This window comes from Streptococcus mitis, from assembly GCF_946190275.1.
GTDB lineage: Bacteria > Bacillota > Bacilli > Lactobacillales > Streptococcaceae > Streptococcus > Streptococcus mitis_DC.
On the sequence record NZ_CAMHZQ010000002.1, the window covers coordinates 146320 to 169579 of the forward strand.

General features: G+C 40.4%; 18 protein-coding genes. 2 read left to right on the forward strand and 16 right to left on the reverse strand.

Translation table 11 applies throughout. The features are described 5' to 3' along the window. Positions 1-10: 10 nt before the first annotated feature. From N8M20_RS02185 to N8M20_RS02215, 7 genes are read right to left on the reverse strand one after another with little or no spacing between them, the layout of a single operon-like run. Positions 11-349 carry a YlbF/YmcA family competence regulator gene (locus tag N8M20_RS02185; RefSeq protein ID WP_261078915.1) on the reverse strand — a complete coding sequence of 113 codons (339 nt, stop codon included), beginning with the start codon at positions 347-349 and terminating at the stop codon, positions 11-13. 10 nt (positions 350-359) lie between these two features. Further along, positions 360-1463 carry a prephenate dehydrogenase gene (locus N8M20_RS02190; RefSeq protein ID WP_261078916.1) on the reverse strand — a complete coding sequence of 368 codons (1104 nt, stop codon included), beginning with the start codon at positions 1461-1463 and terminating at the stop codon, positions 360-362. A gap of 9 nt (positions 1464-1472) precedes the next feature. Beyond that, positions 1473-2639, reverse strand: coding sequence for a chorismate synthase (aroC, locus tag N8M20_RS02195; protein WP_261078917.1), 1167 nt, complete (start codon positions 2637-2639; stop codon positions 1473-1475). A gap of 9 nt (positions 2640-2648) precedes the next feature. Then, complete coding sequence (gene aroB, locus N8M20_RS02200; RefSeq protein WP_261078918.1) at positions 2649-3716, reverse strand: 3-dehydroquinate synthase; 1068 nt, start codon at positions 3714-3716, stop codon at positions 2649-2651. An 18-nt stretch (positions 3717-3734) separates the two neighbouring features. Continuing rightward, the gene (locus N8M20_RS02205) at positions 3735-4589 is read right to left on the reverse strand and encodes a shikimate dehydrogenase (protein ID WP_261078919.1); all 855 of its coding nucleotides are present in this window, start codon (positions 4587-4589) and stop codon (positions 3735-3737) included. Then, positions 4579-5256 carry a type I 3-dehydroquinate dehydratase gene (gene aroD, locus N8M20_RS02210; protein ID WP_261078920.1) on the reverse strand — a complete coding sequence of 226 codons (678 nt, stop codon included), beginning with the start codon at positions 5254-5256 and terminating at the stop codon, positions 4579-4581. Before aroD ends, N8M20_RS02205 begins: the two co-directional genes overlap by 11 nt. After that, complete coding sequence (locus tag N8M20_RS02215; protein WP_261078922.1) at positions 5253-6416, reverse strand: class I SAM-dependent rRNA methyltransferase; 1164 nt, start codon at positions 6414-6416, stop codon at positions 5253-5255. The genes aroD and N8M20_RS02215 overlap by 4 nt, the downstream gene beginning before the upstream one ends. A gap of 149 nt (positions 6417-6565) precedes the next feature. Here N8M20_RS02215 and N8M20_RS02220 point away from each other — a divergent pair, with 149 nt between their 5' ends. Beyond that, positions 6566-8683: an LTA synthase family protein gene (locus N8M20_RS02220; protein WP_261078949.1), complete on the forward strand. Its 2118-nt coding sequence runs from the start codon at positions 6566-6568 to the stop codon at positions 8681-8683. Between the two features lie 220 nt (positions 8684-8903). On the opposite strand, the gene N8M20_RS10540 is transcribed toward N8M20_RS02220, so the two are convergent. From N8M20_RS10540 to N8M20_RS02230, 3 genes are all read right to left on the reverse strand, one after another. Further along, positions 8904-9164, reverse strand: a complete 261-nt coding sequence (locus tag N8M20_RS10540; protein ID WP_314726168.1) for a hypothetical protein — start codon at positions 9162-9164, stop codon at positions 8904-8906. Between the two features lie 71 nt (positions 9165-9235). After that, positions 9236-10873, reverse strand: coding sequence for a hypothetical protein (locus tag N8M20_RS02225; protein ID WP_261078923.1), 1638 nt, complete (start codon positions 10871-10873; stop codon positions 9236-9238). Next, positions 10854-11603: an ABC transporter ATP-binding protein gene (locus N8M20_RS02230; RefSeq protein WP_261078924.1), complete on the reverse strand. Its 750-nt coding sequence runs from the start codon at positions 11601-11603 to the stop codon at positions 10854-10856. Before N8M20_RS02230 ends, N8M20_RS02225 begins: the two co-directional genes overlap by 20 nt. 178 nt (positions 11604-11781) lie before the next feature. On the opposite strand from N8M20_RS02230, the gene N8M20_RS02235 reads away from it, so the two are divergent. Beyond that, positions 11782-13236 (forward strand): alpha-amylase, encoded by a 1455-nt coding sequence (locus N8M20_RS02235; protein ID WP_261078925.1) that lies wholly within the window; start codon positions 11782-11784, stop codon positions 13234-13236. Between the two features lie 242 nt (positions 13237-13478). Here N8M20_RS02235 and alaS read toward each other — a convergent pair whose 3' ends face one another. The 6 genes from alaS to N8M20_RS02265 form a co-directional block, all read right to left on the reverse strand. Beyond that, entirely contained in the window at positions 13479-16097 is a 2619-nt protein-coding gene (gene alaS, locus N8M20_RS02240; protein WP_261078926.1) for an alanine--tRNA ligase, read from the reverse strand. Between the two features lie 21 nt (positions 16098-16118). Then, positions 16119-16604: an LURP-one-related/scramblase family protein gene (locus tag N8M20_RS02245; protein WP_261078927.1), complete on the reverse strand. Its 486-nt coding sequence runs from the start codon at positions 16602-16604 to the stop codon at positions 16119-16121. A gap of 328 nt (positions 16605-16932) precedes the next feature. Then, complete coding sequence (locus N8M20_RS02250; RefSeq protein WP_049539722.1) at positions 16933-17256, reverse strand: hypothetical protein; 324 nt, start codon at positions 17254-17256, stop codon at positions 16933-16935. A 74-nt stretch (positions 17257-17330) separates the two neighbouring features. Continuing rightward, a complete protein-coding gene (locus N8M20_RS02255; protein WP_261078928.1) occupies positions 17331-18482 on the reverse strand; it encodes a GIY-YIG nuclease family protein in 1152 nt (383 codons plus the stop codon). Continuing rightward, on the reverse strand, positions 18475-20406 hold the full coding sequence (locus N8M20_RS02260) for a DEAD/DEAH box helicase (RefSeq protein WP_261078929.1): 1932 nt from the start codon (positions 20404-20406) through the stop codon (positions 18475-18477). Before N8M20_RS02260 ends, N8M20_RS02255 begins: the two co-directional genes overlap by 8 nt. Next, positions 20403-23171, reverse strand: coding sequence for a class I SAM-dependent DNA methyltransferase (locus N8M20_RS02265; protein WP_261078930.1), 2769 nt, complete (start codon positions 23169-23171; stop codon positions 20403-20405). Before N8M20_RS02265 ends, N8M20_RS02260 begins: the two co-directional genes overlap by 4 nt. Positions 23172-23260 lie beyond the last annotated feature (89 nt).

Below are 23260 nucleotides of genomic sequence, written 5' to 3' on the forward strand. Positions count from 1 at the left end.
TGTTATTTTCTTATTTTAGCAATTCTGAAACTGGTTCGAAAACAATTTTTTCAATGTCAGAAAGGTAAATTGCCAATTGTTGTTGCTTGTTAAAGAATTCTGACAAGAGGCTATTCCCCTGAATCTGCTTGCCAAAGTTTTCCATCTTCGCTTGGAAGGATGCATCTGGCATTTGACCTGTCTGGGCTAGTCTTTGAATTTCGTCTTGAAAGGCAAGGTATTCTGTAAAAATTTTGCTCGCCTCAGCATCTGCCGAAATCGCATCTTTAGCTGCTTTAACAGCCTTGTATTCTGGCAATTCGCGTAGACCGCGACTGAGTTCGTTTGCACTATCGTAAATATTTGACATGATTTTCTCCTTATTTGACAACGACTGTGTAGTCAGTGTTTTCTGTTATTAAATGCTCAGCTCTTTCCAAGTCTTGAGCGTTTTTAAATGAAATTTGTAGGATCCCGTGAATATCTTCACGGTTTTCCTCATTGATGTGAATATTGACCAGAGAAGTTCCACGTAGCAGTTCCAAAATCCGCAAGATAACATCTTCTTCATCGGGAACATCGACATAGAGGTCATAAGAGCTATCCACACCACCACGCTTATGGATTTCCATGGCCTGACGTTGCTCACGCGCTTGGTTGAAAAAGTTCCAGATTTTCTCCTCATCTCCCTTGCTGATGGCTTGTCCAACCTCATCTAAGCGCTCCTTGAAATCCTCAATTCGATCCAGAATGGTTTCACGATTAGATAAGAGAATGGAGGTCCACATACCCGGCTCGCTTTCCGCAATTCGAGTCATATCTCGAAAACCACCGGCCGCAAAACGCCTTGCCATCTCATGTTCTTGAGCATAGACCGCAGTCTGCTCCATGAGACTAGAAGCCAGAATATGTGGAAAATGGCTAATCTGAGAAGTGACACGGTCATGCTCCTTGGCATCAATCTCGATAAAACGAGCATGAAGACCTGAAAGCAAGTTCTTCATTTCCTCAAGCGTATCATGATTTGTCAAGCTAGAAGGTGTGAAGATATAATAGGCATTTTCAAAAAGATTGACATCCGCAGAAGCAGCCCCTGTCTTGTGACTACCAGCCATGGGATGAGCCCCGACAAAGCGAACAGATTTGCCAGCCAAATATTGCTCCGCCGCATCCACAATGGCTGACTTGGTCGAACCGGCATCTGAAATAATGACACCTTCTTTCAAGTCCAAGTTGGCCAACTCCTTAATAAAGGAAATAGTTTGCTTTATTGGCAAGCTGAGAATGATGATATCTGCCAAAGGAGCAAAACTGGCAAAATCATCCGTTGCACGGTCAATCATGCCTTCTTTCAAGGCGATATCTCTCGAAGCTTGACTGCGATTATAACCTAAAATTTCATAATCTGGATGACCGCGTTTGATACCAAGGGCCATAGAAGCACCAATCAATCCAAGACCTGCGATATAGACTGTTTTTGCCATAGGAACTCCTTAATAGTTCTTTGTATAGTTTCGGTGTTGGGCTACCGCTTCTTTTAGTTCCTCTAGATTATCTGATGAGAATTTTTCGAGGATTTCTTGTGCCAGAACCGTTGCCACAACGGCTTCCATGACCACTCCTGCAGCTGGAAGGGCGGTCGGATCACTTCTTTCAACAGTTGCCTTGTAAGGTTCGTGGGTTTCGATATCCACACTCATAAGAGGCTTATAAAGAGTAGGAATGGGCTTCATAACTCCACGAACAACAATCGGTTGCCCATTAGTCATACCACCTTCAAAACCGCCAAGATTGTTGGTACGGCGAGTATAGCCATCTTCTTTAGACCAGAGAATTTCATCCATGACTTGGCTGCCTTTACGATAACCAGCTTCAAATCCAAGACCAAATTCCACCCCTTTAAAGGCATTGATAGAGACAACTGCTTGAGCCAATCTTGCATCCAATTTTCTGTCCCATTGGACATAGGAACCAAGACCAACTGGAACACCTCCAACGACTGTCTCCACAACCCCACCGATGGTATCACCGTCACGTTTGATTTGGTCAATATAGTCCTTGATTTCCTGTTCTCTTTCTTGGTTGACAATAGAAACTTCAGACTGGGCAGCTCTCTCCTTAATCTCAGAAACTGTGAGATTCTCAGGAACATCGATTTCCTTGCCACCAAAGACCACGACATGATTGGCAATCTCCATATTCAGCTCAGCCAAGAGGCGTTTGGCTACTGCCCCAACTGCCACCCGCATGGTGGTTTCACGAGCTGATGAGCGCTCCAAGGAATTACGTAAATCATCAAAACGGTACTTGATGCCCCCAACCAAATCGGCATGTCCTGGACGTGGATGGGTGATTTTCCGTTTGCTTTTAAGTCGCTCTTCAATGTCCTCCGCAGACATGATATCCAGCCATTTCTGATGGTCCTTATTGACGACATCCATGGTAATGGGAGCCCCAGTAGTCTTCCCATGGCGAACACCCGAAGTAAAGATAACTTGGTCGCTCTCAATCTTCATACGACCACCGCGGCCGTAGCCACCCTGACGACGTTTCAAATCCTCATTAATGTCCTTTGCTGTCAAAGGAAGTCCAGCTGGAATTCCTTCAATGATAGCCGTCAGACGGGGACCGTGTGATTCTCCTGCAGTTAAATATCTCATACACTCTCCTTATTTTACCAAGTAGTCTTTCATCTCTTCCAGAGAAACTGGGTGAATGGTCGCTGAGCCAAGCTCTGGAACCAAGACCAATTTCAAGGTATTGCCACGCGCCTTCTTGTCATGTGTCAAAGCCTGATAAAGCTTGTCAACATCCCAGTTTTCATAGTCAACAGGTAGTCCAAATTTCTGACACATCTTTGTGATAGATTGCGTAATGCCAGCTGGCATGAGTCCCTTTTCCTCAGCAACCTTGGAAATCTGCACCATTCCCATGGCTACAGCCTCTCCATGCATGACCTTGCCATAACCGGCAGTCGCTTCAATAGCATGACCAATAGTGTGGCCAAAATTGAGGTAAAGGCGTACACCATTGTCCAGCTCATCCTCAACTACCATCTTACGCTTGACCTGACAAGAATGTTCAATCAAGGTCTCTGCATGTTCCAAAATGCTCTCAACAGAACCATCCAGCTCCGTCAAGAGAGCCCAAAGTTCTGGATCCTCAATCAAGCCATACTTGATAACTTCACCCATTCCTTCAATCAACTCTCTTTTTCCGAGGGTTTCAAGAACAAGTGGGTCAATCAGAACCCCATCTGGCTGGGCAAAGGTACCCACCATATTCTTGGCAAATGGAGTATTGACGCCCGTCTTTCCACCGATTGAAGAATCCACCTGGGCAGTCAAACTAGTCGGAATCTGAACAAAGTGAATGCCCCGCATATAGGTAGAGGCTACAAAACCAGCCAAGTCCCCAACGACACCGCCACCAAGAGCCACGATTCCATCGCTACGAGTCAGACCTTGCTTGACTAAAAATTCATAGACTTTCTGAACAGTAGTTAAATTCTTTCTTTCTTCGCCTTCTAAAAAGTCAAAAACTGCTACCTGAAAACCAGCATCTTCTAGGCTGAGCTTGACCTTCTCTGCATAAAGAGAAGCTACATGGTTATCTGTCACAATGACTACCTTTTGTGGTTGCCAGAGTTCTCGCAACCATTGGCCAGCCTGAGCCAGACAACCTTTTTCAATCTGAATATCATAAGGATGATGAGGAATATCGATTCTGATTTTCATAGGAGAATCTCCTTTTCTTTATTGGTATTTTTCTGTTAAAGACTGCCAAATTTCTTCTGTCGGCATTTCCTTGCCTGTCCACAGTTGAAAAGCTTCTGCAGCTTGATAGAGCAACATCCCCAGACCATTGACGGCTGGATTGCCCTGACTTCTAGCCCATTTTAAAAATGGTGTTTCAAAGGGTTGGTAAATGATATCTGCTACTAAGAGAGTTTCTGGTAGGACAATGCTTTCAGGAACTGGAGATGATTGACCGTCCATTCCTACACTTGTCGCATTGACAAGTAAATCCGACTCAGCAATCCTTGCTTGCAGTTCAGAAACATCTTCTAAAGCATACAAGTCCACCTTAAAGCTTGTCTGCTCCTGTAACTTGTCTAGGTAAGGTCTTGTTTTTCCCATGGAAACTGAACGAACAAAGACTGAAATCTGACTGACGCCGTCCAAAATAGCTTGTGCCAAAATGGACTTGGCCGCACCACCTGCACCCAGCAGGGTCATCTTCTTACCTGTAATTGTAAAAGAAGGCAAGCTCTTAAAAAATCCCTTGCCATCTGTATTATATCCAATTAAATTGCCATTCTCATTGACAACCGTATTAACTGCACCAATCAAGCGCGCTTCATCGCTCAGCTCATCCAAATAAGGAATCACCTGCTCCTTATAGGGCATGGACAGGTTGATACCAAACATCTGGTAGCGACGAATATTGACCACTGTTTCTGCCAAGTCACTCGCTTCAATCTCCCAAGCCACATAAGCACCGTTGGTAGCTGTCGCCTCGAAGGCTCTATTGTGGATGAAGGGAGAAATAGAATGCTTAATAGGATTGGCAACAACTGCAGTTAAACGTGTATAGCCATCAAGCTTCATCCAAAATCTCCCTGATTTTTTTCATGCTAGCTAGAGAAATCTGACCAGGAGCACTAGCCTCATCTAGACTGGCAAAGGACCAGCTAGAACCCGTCACATCCGCAGTGATACGAGATACCTTGCCCACCTTGCCCATAGAAATAGTCACATATTCCTGTTCAGGATTGAGGGTTTTAAAGCCTCGTGTATAGTTCATCAAGTCTAAGACATCCTGCTCCGTGTGAGCCATAGCCGCAACCTTAACAAGTTTTGGATTTAGGCTCGTCAGCTCTGACAAGATTTCCATCATATTTTCAGGCGTTTCTTGGAAATTGTGGTAACTCAAAACGAGATTTGGGAAGTCCAGCATTTCCTCAAAAACATCCTTGTAGCTGTAGTACTCAAAATCAATATAGTCTGGTTGATAGAGTTGCGCCACTTCCTTGATGAGATGGATATATTCTTCCGGAGAAAGTTCAATTTCTCCCCCTTCATCACGAGTTCGCAAAGTGAAAACCAACTCACGACCTGCGAATTTTTCAAAAATAGCTGGAGCCACCTGCAAAATCGCTTCCTTAGGCAGATAGTCGGCCCGCCATTCAATGATGTCGGCATCCAGATACCTCGTGGCATCCAGTGCCTGAGCCTCCTCTAAACTTCTTGGCATTACTGAAACGATTAATTTCATTTACTAACCTTCATACTAATCACCTTGAGGTAATTACTACTTTCATCTTTTTTATTATAGGCGAAATCTGCTGGAAGACCGTATTTGTTTAAAATCTGGTAACTTCTTCCTGCAAAGCCTTTATCAATTTGTTCTGTAAATTTCTGACGGGAAACATTGGCAGCATTAGTACTGGCAATGATAATCCCTCCCGGATTTAAAATCTCAAGACTCTGGGAAATCAACTTGTGATAATCCTTAGCCACAGAGAAGGTCTGTTTTTTGTTCCGAGCAAAGCTAGGCGGATCTAGGACAATCACATCGTAGGTCAAGCCTTTTCGCTTGGCATACTTGAAATACTCAAAGACGTCCATGACTATAAAACGATGGGCATCTGTGCTGATCCCATTTGCCTTAAAATGCGCTTGAGACAATTCTCGTGAACGTTTGGCTAGATCAACCGAAGTTGTCTGACTTGCTCCTCCCATGGCCGCAGCTACTGAAAAGGCTGCTGTATAAGAAAACATATTGAGCAAAGATTTGCCCATAGCCAAGCCGTCAACTAAACTACCACGAACCTCATGCTGGTCTAAGAAAATACCTGTCATCAAGCCATCATTCATGAAGACCTGATACAAGACACCATTTTCCAGAACAGTGAAAAAGTCAGGTGCTTCTTGACCATAAACATGGGCAGATTCATAGTCTAGACCCTTAAAGCGAATCTTCTCATAGGCCCCTAACACCTCAGGAAAAACCTGTCTAAAGGCTTCTGAGATGGTCTGACGAATCTGATAAACATAAGAGTTATACCAAGAAAAGACAGCATAGTCGCCATAAAGGTCCACTGTCAGACCGCCAAAGCCATCTCCCTCTTGGTTGAAGAGACGAAAGGCAGTTGTCAAATCATCTTGATAGTAGGCGCTTCTCTTTTCTTTAGATTGTCTAAACAGCGTTTCAAAGAAAGCTTGATTGAAAGCCACCTTGTCCTTACTAACAAACCAGCCCAAGCCCTTGTTTTGCTGAGAAAGGTAGGCAGTACCAAGAAAGGTTCCTTCCTGACTCTGCACTTCTACTTCCTGATCCTTAAGATTGACATTCTCAAGATCACTGGCTTCTAGTAAAACCAGCCCCTTAGCGAGCTTCTTTTCAACCCTTTTGCTAACTCTTATTCTATTCATAACTACCATTATATCAAACTTTTAGACAATTCTCAAAAAAGAAACTACCCTTGCTTTTTTACTCTTCTTTTAAAAAATGGTATACTAATACTAATAAAAAATTAGGAAGTAAATGTGTGAGAATTAATTTTAACAAAATCCAAAAAGCCATGGGTACCAGACTGGGTTTTGTCCTAACCCTTTTAATCCTCTATTGGCTCAAAACCTTATTAGCCTATACCGTTGACTTTAATTTAGATATTCAAGTAGGTAAGTTGCAGGGAAATTACCTTGCCTTTATCGCCTTTTTCAACCCCCTTCCTCTAGGACTACTCCTGCTGGCTCTAGCCCTCTATGCTCGCTCAACCAAGATCTTTTATGGTCTGAGTATAGCTATTTATAGCCTTTTATTCATTTGGCTCTATTCCAATGTCTTTTACTATCGAGAATTTAGTGACTTTATCACGGCCAATACCATGAAGGTGGTCAGCAAGGTGTCTGTCGGCACTGCAGAACTAGAGTTACTGCGTCCTTGGGATTTCATCTATTTTATGGATTTCCCATTGCTAGCTTTCCTTTTCTATAAAAAATTCATCCAGCTGGATAGGAGACCCTTCAAATTCCGCTCCAGTGTTGCTATCACTGCTCTCTCAGCCCTGCTCTTTTCAGCTAATCTTTTCTTGGCTGAAATTGAGCGTCCCGATCTCCTATCACGAGGATTTTCTAATTATTATGTTGTTCGTGCCCTTAGTTTGCCAGCCTTTTTAGGCTATAGTGCCAACCAATCCTATAGCGCCAACAAAGAACGTGCTAAGGCCTCTGAGACCGACCTTCAACCTATTACAGATTATATTCAAGAACATTCGGCTAAGCCTAATCCAGACTATTTTGGCTTGGCCAAAGGAAAAAATGTGATTTATCTCCACTTGGAGAGTTTCCAACAGTTCCTGCTTGACTATAAACTCAACATAGATGGAACTGAGCATGAAGTCACTCCCTTCCTTAATTCCCTCTACCATTCGCAATCAACCCTAGCCTTTTCGAATATCTTTAACCAAGTCAAGGCTGGTAAGACCTCAGATGCAGAAACCATGCTAGAGACCGGTTTGTTTGGACTTGATCAAGGTTCCTTTATGGTTAACTATGGAGGTACCAATACCCAGCAGGCAGCGCCTTTTATCCTAACAAAAAATGGCTATCAATCGAGTGCTGTCTTTCACGGTAATATCGGGACCTTCTGGAATCGAAATACGACCTATAAACAATGGGGCTACCAATACTTCTTTGATGCTTCCTATTTTACCAAGCAAGACAGTAGCAATTCTTTCCAATATGGTTTAAATGATAAAATCATGATGAAGGATTCTATTCAGTATCTGGAGCATTTACAGCAACCTTTTTATGCTAAGTATATCACGGTGTCCAATCACTATCCCTATGCTAGCAATCTGACAGGCGATGAGCTTGGTTTCCCACTGGCTAAAACCAAAGATGAAACAATCAACGGCTATTTCCAAACAGCTAACTATCTGGATAGTACCATCAAGGCCTTCTTTGACTATCTCAAAGAAAGTGGCCTCTATGAAAAATCCATCATCGTCATCTACGGAGACCATTATGGAATTTCTAACTCCCGCAATCCTGACCTGGCGCCATTGATTGGCAAGACTTCTGAGAACTGGTCGAATTACGACAATGCCATGTTGCAACGAGTACCTTTTATGGTGGTCATGCCTGGCTATGAAAAAGGACAAATTATCAATACCTACGGTGGGCAAATCGATATCTTACCGACTCTCGAACACCTCCTTGGTATCGAATCCAATTCCTTCCTTCAAGTCGGCCAAGACCTCCTATCACCAGACCACCAAGAAATCGTTGCCTTTCGAACTGCTAATTCCTTTGTCACACCAAAATATACCAGTTATGACGGACGAACCTACTATACTGAGAGCGGTCTTGAAATCAGCAATCTTGATGAACAAGCTCAGACTGAACTAGAAATTGTACGTCAAGCAGCTAGTCAACAGCTAAAAATCAGCGATCAGATTCAAACTGGCGATTTGATACGTTTCTACCAAGCAGATCATCTTGGAAAAGTTGATACAGAAAGTATTTCTTACCTCAATTCTTTACCAATTCTGCAAAAGATTGAGCAGGAAAAAGGTAGTCAATCAACCAGTCTCTTTAGCCAACGACAAGGTAAAACCAGTGCTGACCTTTTCAAGGCACCAAGTTACCAAGAACTCCATCCAGAATCGGCAGAAACCGAATCAAAATCACAATAAAAAATGCTCTTCAGTCTTGGAGGAGCATTTCTTTTTATCAATGAAAATCAAAGAGCAAACTAAGAAACAAGCCTCAGATTAACTTTGAGATTGTAGCTAGAGAGGCTGTACCTGCAATATGTCTATCAAATTTAGTGACGAATATAGTAGAAGAAATATGAGGATATAAATCAGCTTCAGCAGGTATCTGGAAAATTTGATTCTATAGAGAAGCCTTTTGTTACAAACTCAATATGCTATCAATAAATAATATCATAGAAGCAACAATAATTATAATTTCACCTATCTGCATTATTCTATTTCGAACTTTAAATATATGTTCTATCAAAAATACTTGAAAAAGACACATTATAGGAATTAACGTTTTTGAAATTGAAAAATATCCAAATAAATAAACTATAAACAACAAAGATAGAACTATGTTATATTTCTTATTCAAAACATTCCTCCCTATATATTTTTGATTACCAATCTTAATAATTTACAACTACATTCTAACAAACTATAAAAGCGTTTGTCGAATTGAATTTATCAAGCAAGAGAGCAACTATTTCATCTTTTTTCTATCTCTACCAATATCCGTGACAGGTAGTAATGATAGCCAAAAATAGCAAGAGCAAGCAAGAGGATAAGAACTCCTACTCCCAAGCTGATGGCAAGGACAGGGGAGAGAGACCGAACCAAGAATATGCTCCCTATTACAAGGGCCATTAAGATTGCACTATAAACCAAAATCAAAACAATTGCTACTATACGATTTGAACGGTTCACCAAGTCCGTAATGCTACTCCAATTGGTTGACAGATTTTTCACGTCCTTAAAGTAATGGTGGCAAGAAAGGATGACACTGGCAAGGATCCATGCCACAAGAAGGTAAATCATCGAAAGGATGGGCAAGCCTAGATATAGAGAAAGGCCAAGTAAAGTCAGAACTGGTAAAAAGGACTGGACAGCAAATATAATCCAAAATTTCACTTTCACATAACGAGCAAAGTCAAAGGGTAAACTCTTAAGAAAATCAACATTTTCCCTCTCCAAGGACAAGGCAATTGAATGCAGGCTGGTGATATTGTTATTGACAACTGCTATAAAGAGAGCTATAAAAAACAAGGGTAACCAGTATGGAGGATGAATGTCTGGAACTATCTGAGAATCTCGAATTTTGGAAATCAGACCGATCATCATGAGATAAGGAAGAAAAGCACTTGTAAAAAGCACTGTAATCACGCCAGTTCCCTGTCCCAAGAGGGTGAGGTGGTAGCGTAAAACCATACGGAAAAAGCCCTTTTTATTAGTAGTTGAAATTCTCTCCTTACTGCGACGTTCTTTCTTGACCTTCTCCTCACTGTTAAGCAGAATCACGTCATAAAAATGAGGAAGAACCTTCTTTTTGGTCAGGTAAAGTAGGAAGAGAGTTAGTCCTATCCAAGCGAGTAGACCCAGTATGGCTTCTGTCGAAAAAGGAGCCACTGCTATTTTGTAAAAGATATGAAGAGGATAAAGGAGAAATGGAATGTCTCTAACTTTGTCAACAATACTTCCAAAAGTCGACTGTAGAAAGAGGACAAATATTAAAGGTATGAGAACTCCTATCCCAATCATCACATTCGCAAAAATAGACTGATACTTTCTGAAGACCGTAGTCTGAGCCAAGAAATGTACTGTCACTACCATCACTAAAGTAATAGAGACAAATAATAAGGCCAAGGACAGCAGCATCAAAGGCAAACCCAGCCAAAGAGAAGGAGCTAGCCTAATATAGAGGACTAGAAAATAAGCTAGGATTGGTACAATTCCAGCTAGAGCTGGCAAGAGAACAGACAGTCCTTTAGCAATTATAATCTCTGATTCTTTAAAGGCATAGGGCCTATACGATGCCAAGTCCTTACTCTCATAAAAGACATTGTAAAATGCAGTGAAAGAAGTTGAAAAGGCAAGCACCAGTAAAATAGCAACCATGGTACTAAAAAAACTTGGCATTTCCTCAAAAGGAAAACGAAAGGCTATATTTATAAACATTAATAGCATCAAGAGACTAGAAAAAATGTAAGAACTTAGGACTCTAGCGGAAACATTTACTTTTTTCCCAGGATTCTTAGCCTGCTTCTTTCGTAGGTTAGCCAGATTCGCTTCTTGAGATGAATAGAGGATATTGATATCAACTAATTTTTTAATGACCTTGAGACGCATCTGAAACCTCCTCTTTTCTACCAGCAAGGCTAAGGTAGATACTTTCCAAAGACTGGTCTGGGTGGTCTTTTCTCAAGTCCTCTACGCTACCACAATAAATCAAATGCCCCTTTTTCAAAATGGCAATCCGATCACAGACTTGCTCAGCTACCTCTAGGACATGGGTTGAAAACAAGACCGTCTTGCCTTTTTGTGCATGTTCCTTCATCATTTGCTTCAAATCAAAGGCAGCCTGGGGATCCAAACCAGTCAAGGGTTCGTCCAAAACCCAAATATCGGGATCGGACAAGAGTGCTCCGATGACAAAGACTTTCTGACGCATTCCGTGAGAAAGAGTTTCAATAACCTGATAACGATTTTCAGCAAAATCAAAAACACTCAATAGCCTAGCTAGACTAGACTCCAAGTCAGAGCTAGTTAGATCATAGGATGAAGCGATCAATTCCCAAAATTCATTGGCCGTTAAGCGCAAAAATAAGTCAGGCGAGTCTGCTACGTAGCCAATCTTTCGTTTAATAGCCAAGCGATTTTCCGATAACTCCTGACCGTCTACCAAAATACGACCACTGCTGGGTGAAATGATACTGACTAGGGATTTTATAGTGGTCGATTTTCCAGCCCCATTATGGCCAATCAAGCCCATAATCTCCCCATTTTCAATCTGCAAATTGAGATTGCTCAAAGCCTCTTTATCACCATACAACTTACTAACATTTTGAAATTCAATCATGGGATGACTCCTATCTTTATCTATATTACATACTATTATACTAGCACTTTGATACAAAAAAATCAATACTTTATTTTAAGTAGTTAAAATAGTTTCCTTCTATCTTATGCAAACGTTGGCGCTAACCAATACTTTATGATAGAATAAAGAACAAGATTGACAAGTAAGAGGAAACATCATGCAAAATCAAACACTCATGCAATACTTTGAATGGTATCTGCCCCACGACGGTCAGCACTGGACGCGTCTAGCTGAAGATGCTCCACACCTAGCTCATCTGGGGATTAGCCACGTCTGGATGCCACCAGCTTTTAAGGCAACCAATGAAAAAGATGTCGGCTATGGGGTCTATGACTTATTCGACCTAGGAGAGTTTAACCAAAAAGGTACTATCCGCACCAAGTATGGTTTCAAAGAAGACTATCTTCAAGCTATTCAAACCCTAAAAGCACAGGGAATCCAGCCTATGGCCGATGTGGTACTCAATCACAAGGCTGCAGCCGATCACATGGAAGCCTTTCAGGTTATTGAAGTGGATCCTGTAGACCGTACAGTTGAACTTGGAGAACCCTTCACCATCAATGGCTGGACTAGCTTTACCTTCGATGTTCGCCAAGATACCTACAATGACTTCCACTGGCACTGGTACCACTTCACAGGTACAGACTACGATGCCAAACGCCGTAAGTCTGGGATTTATCTGATCCAAGGGGACAATAAGGGCTGGGCCAACGAGGAATTGGTCGATAACGAAAACGGTAACTATGACTACCTCATGTATGCCGACCTAGACTTTAAACATCCTGAAGTTATCAAAAATATCTACGACTGGGCAGACTGGTTCATGGAGACGACTGGTATTGCTGGTTTCCGTTTGGATGCCGTTAAGCACATTGACTCTTTCTTCATGAGCAATTTTATCCGCGATATGAAGGAAAAATACGGTGAGGATTTCTATGTTTTCGGTGAATTTTGGAATCCCGATAAGGAAGCCAATCTAGACTATCTTGAAAAAACGGAAGAACGCTTTGACCTTGTCGATGTTCGTCTCCACCAGAATCTCTTTGATGCTAGCCGAGCAGGTTCCAACTATGACCTTCGTGGCATTTTCACAGATAGCTTGGTTGAACTCAAGCCTGACAAGGCTGTGACTTTTGTCGACAACCATGATACCCAACGAGGACAAGCCCTTGAGTCTACCGTTGAAGAATGGTTCAAACCAGCAGCCTATGCCCTCATTCTGTTACGCCAAAATGGCCTTCCATGTGTCTTTTACGGCGACTACTATGGGATTTCAGGGCAATATGCTCAACAAGATTTCAAAGAAGTCCTTGACCGCCTCCTAACCATCCGAAAAGATTTGGCCTATGGAGAACAAAATGACTACTTTGATGACCCTAACTGTATCGGTTGGGTACGTTCAGGTGCTGAACATCAATCCCCAATCGCAGTCCTTATCTCAAATGACCAAGAAAACAGCAAATCAATGTTTGTCGGCCAAGAATGGGCTAACCAAACCTTTGTAGATTTACTTGGAAACCACCTAGGTCAAGTTACAATTGATGAGGAAGGTTATGGACAATTCCCAGTCTCAGCTGCTTCGGTAAGTGTCTGGGCAGCCAATACAATCTAATAGTTCATAATTATCAAGCCAGATCCAAGCGGATTTGGCTTTTTTGTAGTTACAAAAAGACCTACCCAAATGGATAGATCTTTATACTCAATGAAAATCAAAGAGCAAACTAGGAAGCTAGCCGCAGGTTGCTAAAAACACAGTTTTGAGGTTGTAGATAAGACTGACGAAGTCAGTTACCTATACCTACGGCAAGGCGAAGCTGACGTTGTTTGAAGAGATTTTCGAAGAGTATTACTTGATTACAATTTACCTGCTACTGCATCCAACAATTCTTGGATTTTAGCTTGGTTGCTTCCTCCTGCCATGGCCATGTCTGGTTTACCACCACCACGTCCATCGACGATTGGTGCCAATTCTTTGACAAGGTTTCCTGCATGAAGGTCTTTTGTCTTGCTTGCGACAAGAACATTGACTTTGTCACCGATAGCGGCAACTAGGACAAGAAGATCAGAGTAGTCTTTCTGCTTCCAGTTATCTGCAAAGGTACGAAGGGCACCAGCATCAGATACAGACACTTGGCTAGCAATGTAACGGTGACCGTTGACTTCCTTAACGTCCTTGAAGATATCGCCTGCGGCTGCAGCTGCGGCTTTTTCTTTCAACTCAGCATTTTCTTTTTGAAGTTGACGGAGTTGTTCTTGAAGTCCTTCTACCTTGTGAGGTACTTCTTTAAGTTGAGGTGCTTTCAAGGTTGCTGCGACAGCTTTAAGAGCGTCCTCTTGTTCACGGTAGGCTTCAAAGGCTTCCTTACCAGTCACTGCCAAGATACGGCGAGTTCCTGAGCCGATTCCTTCTTCTTTGACAATCTTGAAAAGACCAATTTCAGAAGTGTTGCCAACGTGGGTACCACCACAAAGCTCGATAGAGTAGTCACCGATAGTAACAACACGAACTTCCTTACCGTATTTCTCACCAAAGAGGGCCATAGCTCCCATTTCCTTGGCAGTGTCAATATCCGTTTCAACTGTCTTCACTTCAAGAGCTTCCCAGATTTTCTCGTTGACTTGCTGTTCAATCGCACGAAGTTCCTCAGCAGTTACTGCTTGGAAATGCGTAAAGTCAAAGCGAAGGAATTCAACTTCGTTAAGAGAGCCTGCTTGTGTTGCGTGGTTTCCAAGGACGTTGTGAAGGGCAGCGTGAAGCAAGTGAGTCGCAGTGTGGTTTTTCATAACACGGTGACGACGATTAGTATCAATTGCCAAGGTATATTCTTGGTTCAAGGTAAGTGGTGCAAGGACTTCAACTGTATGAAGAGCTTGTCCGTTTGGTGCTTTTTGAACATTTGTCACAGTAGCCACAACCTTACCTGACTCATCCAAGATTTGTCCGTGGTCAGCGACCTGTCCACCCATTTCAGCGTAGAATGGCGTTTCCGCAAAGATAAGTGAGGCAGTTCCTTCTGACACAGCCTCTACTTCTGCATTGTCAGCCACGATAGCCACCAATTTAGAAGACAATTGGCTAGCATTGTAGTTGAAGACACTTTCTACAGTAATGTTTTGAAGGGTTTCATTTTGCATACCCATTGAGCCACCCTTGACAGCTGACGCACGCGCACGTTCTTGCTGTTCTTTCATGGCTGCTTCAAAACCTTCACGGTCTACAGTCATACCAGCCTCTTCAGCGATTTCTTCTGTCAACTCTACGGGGAATCCATAAGTGTCATAGAGTTTAAAGACATCTTGACCAGCAATGACAGATTGACCTTTTTCTTTCAAGTCAGCTACGATGCCTTGGGCAAAGTGTTGACCAGAGTGAAGGGTACGAGCAAATGATTCTTCTTCGCTCTTAACGATTTTTTCGATAAAGTCACGTTTTTCAAGTACTTCTGGGTAGTAGCTTTCCATGATTTTACCAACAGTTGGAACGAGTTTGTAAAGGAAAGGCTCGTTGATACCCAATTTTTGACCATGCATAGAAGCACGACGGAGAAGACGGCGAAGGACATAACCACGTCCTTCATTTCCAGGAAGAGCACCATCACCGATGGCAAATGACAAAGAACGAATGTGGTCAGCGATAACCTTAAAGCTCATGTTATCGCCATCTTGGTCATAAACCTTACCAGACAATTTCTCCACTTCACGAATGATTGGCATGAAGAGGTCTGTTTCAAAGTTAGTCTTAGCCCCTTGGATAACTGCCACCAAACGCTCCAAACCAGCGCCCGTATCAATGTTCTTGTGTGGCAATTCCTTGTATTCACTACGAGGAACAGCAGGGTCTGCGTTAAATTGTGACAAAACGATATTCCAGATTTCGATATAACGGTCGTTTTCGATATCTTCTGCAAGCAGGCGAATACCGATATTTTCTGGGTCAAATGCTTCTCCACGGTCAAAGAAAATCTCTGTATCAGGTCCAGAAGGTCCAGCACCGATTTCCCAGAAGTTGTCCTCGATTGGAATCAAGTGACTTGGATCCACTCCCACTTCAATCCAGCGGTTGTAAGAATCTTTATCGTCTGGATAGTAGGTCATATAAAGTTTCTCAGCTGGGAAATCAAACCATTCAGGGCTTGTCAAAAGCTCATAAGCCCAAGTGATGGCTTCGTCACGGAAGTAATCACCGATAGAGAAGTTCCCCAACATTTCAAACATAGTATGGTGGCGAGCCGTTTTTCCGACATTTTCGATGTCGTTGGTACGGATGGCCTTTTGGGCATTGGTAATACGTGGATTTTCAGGAATGATGGTCCCGTCAAAGTATTTCTTAAGGGTTGCTACCCCAGAGTTGATCCACAAAAGAGTTGGGTCATTTACAGGAACCAAGCTCACTGATGGTTCTACTGAGTGACCTTTGGTCGCCCAGAAATCAAGCCACATTTGGCGTACTTGTGCACTAGATAGTTGTTTCATATTGTCTCCTTATTTACTTGTTTAATGTGATTGGCTTTCCAGCATTTCCACATAGTCAATCGCGACACAGAGGGAAATGACTAGGTCTGCATAAGCGTCCTCAAGGACCGTTACGTTATAGGTAGAGGTCAGATGGAAGAGTTCCTTCTTAATTTCCGCAATCAGCTGATTGCGATCATCCAGCAATTTGAAATCCAAATCCCAGATATTGCCCTCGATACGAAGACCCAGATTATCAAACTCATACTTATCTCTCCAGAAGGTCAACTTCTTGCGAATGACAAAACTCGAGCCATCCTGAAGTTGAATTTCAAAACGAGGAAGCAAGGTCAAGATTTCTTTACTGATCTGACTGACCTGTTCACCATTAGCGTCATAAATAGTAAAAATTTTAGGAATCTTAAAAAATGATCCCTCCACCTGATAGGCGATTTCTCCCCTGTCATCCTTGATAGCGAAGCGTTCGCCTCCAAGACGAAACTTTTGTTTGACAAGAAATGTTTTCATCAACACCTCCAAAAACCAAAAGACAAGCTCATATCACGAAGGGCGAAAAACCGCGGTACCACCTTCATTCAATGAACTTGTCATTCTCTTATTCTTATGCAATTGTATGATTGAGTAGCATGATTTTCTAGCTTAGATGGCTCGCAGCACCGCCATTTCTCTGGACTAAGACAAGTGAAAATCAATTCTCAACTTTCTTATTATATCGTTTTTTTAAGCTTGCGTCAACTGGAAATGATTCTAACCAATAGTAGTGAGTTAGGAGAGAAGATATTTTGAAAATTCACCTACTAGTTTTGAAATGTAAGTAGTAATATTTAATTTATTTCTAATACATTTCCCCTACTCTATACTCAACCCATTCCTTTTCCTTGACTGGGTAAATCTTAGCAACTTTTGTTTCCTCATCATATACCACAACAAAGTGCCCTTTACTATTCCAAAACTTACCTAAAATAGTACCATCATGTAAATCAGTACGTAACTTGCCCTCTTGACTTACTGCGCTTTCTGTTTGTACTGTTTTAGTCTCTTCCTTGCTATCAATACCAACAGTAACAAACCTTGACCCTATAATGATAAATAGACAAAACAATACAGCCCCAATCCCTACAAATTTAAACAAGTTCAAATCGCCATTATCTCTTTTCATGTTATCTTTTTATCTCTCTTTCTCTTTTGTGTTCTCTAAATATTAAATAATCTTATAAATAGTGTACTTCTTTATCAAAATCTAATTTCAAATCCAATTTTTTCAATAACTTCTTGGATTTCATCTAGCGATACTAAAAACCATTCTTTAGGAACAAAACTCTCTCCATTTGGCGCTATTAATTCTATGTCTAACTGCTTGTCTACAAAATAATGATGAAGAGTCGTTTCTAATTTTCGAGCGCTGAAATTCTGAACCTCAAAACTAGCTACTAAACGGACAGGAGCATAAAGATAGGTTCCTTCTCTTTCTGCATTTGCTAACCGTTTTGTAATTTGATCCTCTGTAAAACCGATTTTATAGAGATTACTGATATTGGCAATTTGAGGATTGCTACTCAAGGATTTCACTACATAGATATATCCAGTTGTAATTCGTTGACTTGGACTAATACCATTCATCACATCTTCTATCAATTCAGTTACCATTCGTCCATGTCGCGTTCTATCGTGTAAATTTGAGACAAAAGAACGGAGTAAGGCCTTTTTATTTTCTGTACCATTTTCATATACGAGATGAAGTTCAGCATTAGTATAGCCATTCTTGTCAGTGAACTCTTCTCCTTTAGAAACAACATAAACCATTACTCCATTATCCACATAGAACATACCAGGTTTAATTTCTTTTTCTTTTATCACATCAGACTTTCTGACTTGACGACGACCTTCACTAATTTCATCATGAACACGAATAAATAATCCCTGATAATCTTCAAAATTTCCCATCCGTTTACGTGTTCGTGTTTTATCACGAGCTTGAATCGTTCGTTTATAACGTGAGACATCAAATAAAGATTTTTCAGCACCATTTACTGACTCAAACAATTCATCTGATAAAATTTCTGTTAAACTAGCAGGACTTGAAATAGGGGTCTCGGACTCAACTATATCTATTTTTAGTAGCCCAAATTCATCATAAGGTTCTAACTTTCGGATGCTATCAGGAGATTTTCTAATACCATTCAATCGAGAAAATAAACTTCGTTCTTTAATATTTCTAGACTTTTGTGGCTCTTGCCCATTATTTTCTCTCACCCAATCTATAATTTCCAAAAATTTCTCTACTTCATGATCTGTAACTATTTTTTTCTTAGGTTTTAAAGGAGCTATTAAATGTTCAAAATCAGAATCATTAAAAATATCATTTAAGTTTTTGAAATCAGTCATTACCGCTCTCCATCTTCAGCTTCATCTGAGACAATTGTAACAAAGCATAAGCAAGTCTCTGTTCGTACTTATCGTTACTTGATTTATCTGGATGACGACCATTTTCTTTCAAAAATTGCTTAATTTGAGGATAAAGAATTAAAAGTTCTTCTTCAGAAAACTCCATCTTCTGACCATCCATATAATCTTGTATTAGACGCAAAGTCGGAGCATCAATTTCACGTGATATAACTTCGTAAGCTCTCTGGAAAGGATTGATCTGATCAATCAAATCAATGGATAAGTCATCAATATTCACAAATTTATCTGCCATTTTTAGGAAATCTGTTTGCCCTACTCCCTCTTTCCGTTCAGCTGATTGAACAACCGATTGACTAATAAACTGTTGCCGAACTTCTTCAACTTCAGCACCACTTAAGTCAGGATAAATTTGTTTAATGATAGCTGGAATCATCTGCTTATTAATGACTTCTGCATCTGTTCCTGCAGCAATCGCAGTTTGGATACGCGGTTCTTGCAAGATACTAACACGTAAGTCATTCATGTCATTTTCTATGATATCTTTTGTTCTTTGAGTGCTCGGCTCTTTTAAGCCTTTCACAAACATTTCGGCACCAGAAGATTTCTGGTCATCTCGGTCTTTGCGTTTGAACTTGAAATTTGGTGCTAAAACAGACTCCATCAAGAGACTTGCTGTAATAGCCTTCATAACATTATTCACAGCAAAGAAAACTTCATCATCTTGAGCATCTGGTTGGGAAATGAGATTGGTAAATTGAGCATGCGACTTATTGGAACCATCGCGTGTTACTCGACCTATAATCTGAACAATTTCTGTTAGCGACTGACGATAACCAATCGTTAAAGCATACTCAGCATACGGCCAGTCAAAACCTTCTTTAGCCATACCAAGTGCGATAATGATATCAAGATCGTCTAAACTAGTCATCTTGTTTAGGTAATCCTGCACTTTTTCACGACCTTCCTCTGTGACAAGGTCAGCAACCTTCAATACACGACCTGTCTCCTCAGTAACCAACCATAATCCAGTCTTAGGATCTGGAACAGCTTTCCCTAGTTCGTCTAAAATTCGGTCAACTTCATCATACTTATCCTTGGTTGACTCACCTGAGTTTACATTGGGAATATGAATAATAGTTTTCTTGCTTGTATCTAGCACCTCGTGCAAAGCATCCGTGTAACGACCACGATAAAAGTTATAACCCATGGCAAAACTTTTTAGATATTGGTATCCTTCCAACTGTTCATAATAAGTATAAGATACCTTATCAAATTTTTGCTCATCTTCGGGTGCCAAAATAGGTACAGAATCTCCACGGAAATAAGATCCTGTCATAGCCACTACATGGGCTGTTGAATTGGCTAATATGTTTCTCAAGGCATTTCCTAAAACTGAATTATCATCTTGAGATACATGATGAAATTCATCGATAGCTAAAAGAACGTCATTAAAATCACTATCAGCTAGCTGTTCAAAGGCAAAACGCAAGGTGGCATGCGTACAGATTAAAACTCTATCGTCAGGTGACTCTGAATGCATAAAGTCTACAAACTGTTTTACCTTACTTTTGCTGGTTCCTTGTTCAGTCAAATTATTTTTTGGAAGAACTTCCCAATCCCAGTAAAAACCATATTCTGTTAATTTTGTTGAACGAAACGATTTTCCAATAGACCTTTCTGGAACAGCTATAATAGCTTTTTTCAGCCCCTGAGCATGTAATTTATCAAGAGCAATAAACATCAGAGCTCTCGACTTACCAGAGGCAGGAGGCGCCTTAATCAATAAGTGTTGAGAAGTTCTCTTAGCATATACGCGTGCCTGCATTTCACGCATACCAAGTGCATTATTTGATTGACTAGCACCTGTACCATTGTAATTGATTTCAAATATATTTGAGGTCATTTCGCTTCCTTTTCTGTCATTTCTTTGTACAGATTCAATAAGACACTGAGTCGTTCTTCATCTGATTCAAAAGGCTTTTGCTGATAGGCACGTTCTACGATACCATCAATTTTTTCATGTGCTTGACGAAGACGTTCGTTCATCGGTTTATTAGCACCACCGTACAACTCAGCCAAGATTCCCCCCTCTTCTTCTCGAACATCCAGCATTTCAAAAACAGCTTCCTCAAGCATACTTTTCCGAGCTTCTGAAAGTTCTGGAAGTGGGAATGTATTATAGACCAGTCCAGGAGCGTATCTGTAATCATTTTTTAACCTACCACCAACTTCTTTGAGCCATTCTATATGCATCTTTGATGAAATAATCCCTATTAGCCATATCGGTGCATTATATACAATACACAATGCATTAGTAGCAACTATACCTTCCTCTAAAAAACTTACAGGTAAATATTGCCTATCCTGAGAATTAACAACTGGTAATATAATACTTTCAGCTTGGACAAAGCGTTTTTCAGCAAATGCCCACGGAAATTCTCGAGCCTTTCGAGTCCCTTTTCTTTTACTAACCTCTCTAAATTCTCTAACTTTTTCAATACGATTTTTTATTGGTGGAATTGATAATGCCTCGGAGCTCTGCTTATTCTCTATCCATAAAGCGTATATTTTCTTATCATTCATATATGAAGTTGCATTCAAACATCTTCTAATAAATTTTCTTGAGTTAGGGAATCTATTTAAAATTTCATCCTTTTCATTTTGTGTCAGTATTAAATTATTTTCTCCATACTCTGCACTTCCAATAGTCATTTCATATGGTAATGTTTCACTAGGATTTCGTCTTTTTGAAACAACAACAGTTTCTCCAATTTTTAAGAATGCACTAATATTCTCAACTATCATCGTATTGTCTTTTTCAAACAATAATTTTTTTTCAGAACTTATATTTTGAATTCCGACAATAGAAACTATTACACCTGCATTCTTTTTAGCACTATTACTCCATTTAAACGAAGGATATGCAAAACTAATTTCTAAATTATCTAAAATATGGTTTTGAAATAGAGGAGCTTGCTCACCTTGAAACAACGAATTAGTAGATACAAATGCATACTTTGAATTTTTACCTTTAATGAATTTACTCGCTTTGTAAAACCAACCAAATATATAATCAAGAATTCTAGATTCTACAGGATAAATTGAATAAGCTAAATCATCTTTTTGTTCATCATTTTGATGATTTCTTCCTTTAGTACCTATATACGGCGGATTCCCAAATATATAAACTTCGTCATCCGCCTCAGCATTCAAAACAGTTTCCCAGTCAATTCTTAGGGCATTCCCACAGACGATATTCCCAGCTTCTCTTAAGGGGAGTAGTCTTGGATGGACATCAGCAAGCGCTTCTTCCATCTCCACATTCATCTGATGTTCCGCTATATACAAGGATAGCCTTGCTACTTCATGAGCGAAATCATCCAATTCAATTCCTGAAAACTGGGATAGAGAAATCTTAGATGCATCAGCAATCAATTCCCCTTGATAAACAGCTTTTTCATTTAAGGCTTCACGAATTTCTCGCTGTTTGACTAAGATATTAATCTCTAAACGACGCAGTTCTTTATAGGTAATGATGAGGAAATTTCCAGAACCAAAAGCAGGGTCTAAAAACTTGATGGATTCCATACGAGTGAGTAACTCTTCTAACTTGGGTAAGAGTTGTCGCAATTCTTTGCGACGATGGTCCTCGCTAAAGTCACCACCTCCTATATAGTAGTCAGCTCGTGCTTCTAATTCCGTATATGCTGCTCGTAAATTATCTAAAAACAGTGGTTTGATGACCTTCATAATATTGGGAACGCTAGTATAGTGCATACCCGATGTTGATCTTGCTTCTGCATTTGCCACCGTTTGGATCATTGAGCCCAAAATATCTGGATTGATTTCATTCCAGTTTAGCAATTCCCCTGCTTCAATGAGTAATTGGCGAGTTCTTTTATTGAAAACAAGGTCATGATGTGGCTCTGAAAAAAGCTTACCATTTACATAGGGAAAATCTAATAACCACGACTCTAAATCCTGACGACTACATTCAGGCATATCTAGAACAGTAAATAGTTTTCTAACACACTCATTTAAGTCAGAACCATCTTCGGATGTCCTCGTCTTAATAACATTTGTGAAAGCTCCCTTGGAGATGATATTTGTATCTTCTGCAAATAGTAGAAAAAGAACACGAATCAAAAATAGATTAAATGATTTACCATCAGTTTCAGTGATTGCTAGTTCAGGATTGATAGAAATTAGTTCATCATAAAGTTTGGTAAAACGCTCTGCCGCTTTTACATCAGCAGGGTTTTCCTTGTCATAATCAATCTTTTCAATACCATTCCAAGGTAAGAAAAAGTCACAATGAGCTGGCAAATCATTAAAAGAAATTGCTAGAGTTAGCCCTGTCTGTGTATCCTTTGCATATAATTCTTGAAAATCTGTTGTAATAATAAATCTAGATTTACGAACCTGACCCTCCAACTCTCTATCAATCTCAGTCAGAGCAAGTAAGTGCTGATTTTCAACTTTACGAAAATACAATTTGTTTTTTATTATAAAATCATCAGATGCCACTTTACTTGCTCTTGTTATGGTCGTTTTAGTAATATCAAACAATGAAACAAAATCAATAATAAATGTCGATTTATTAAGATTCTCTACTAAAACCTTGGTTCTATCTTCAATCTCAGTGATATTTAATAACTTTTTAGCCATTAGATACCTCCAAGAAACGCAAAAAGCCTACTGGATTTTCAGTAGGTTTCAATCTATATTTTTTGCATTTTTTTATTAGGTTATATATA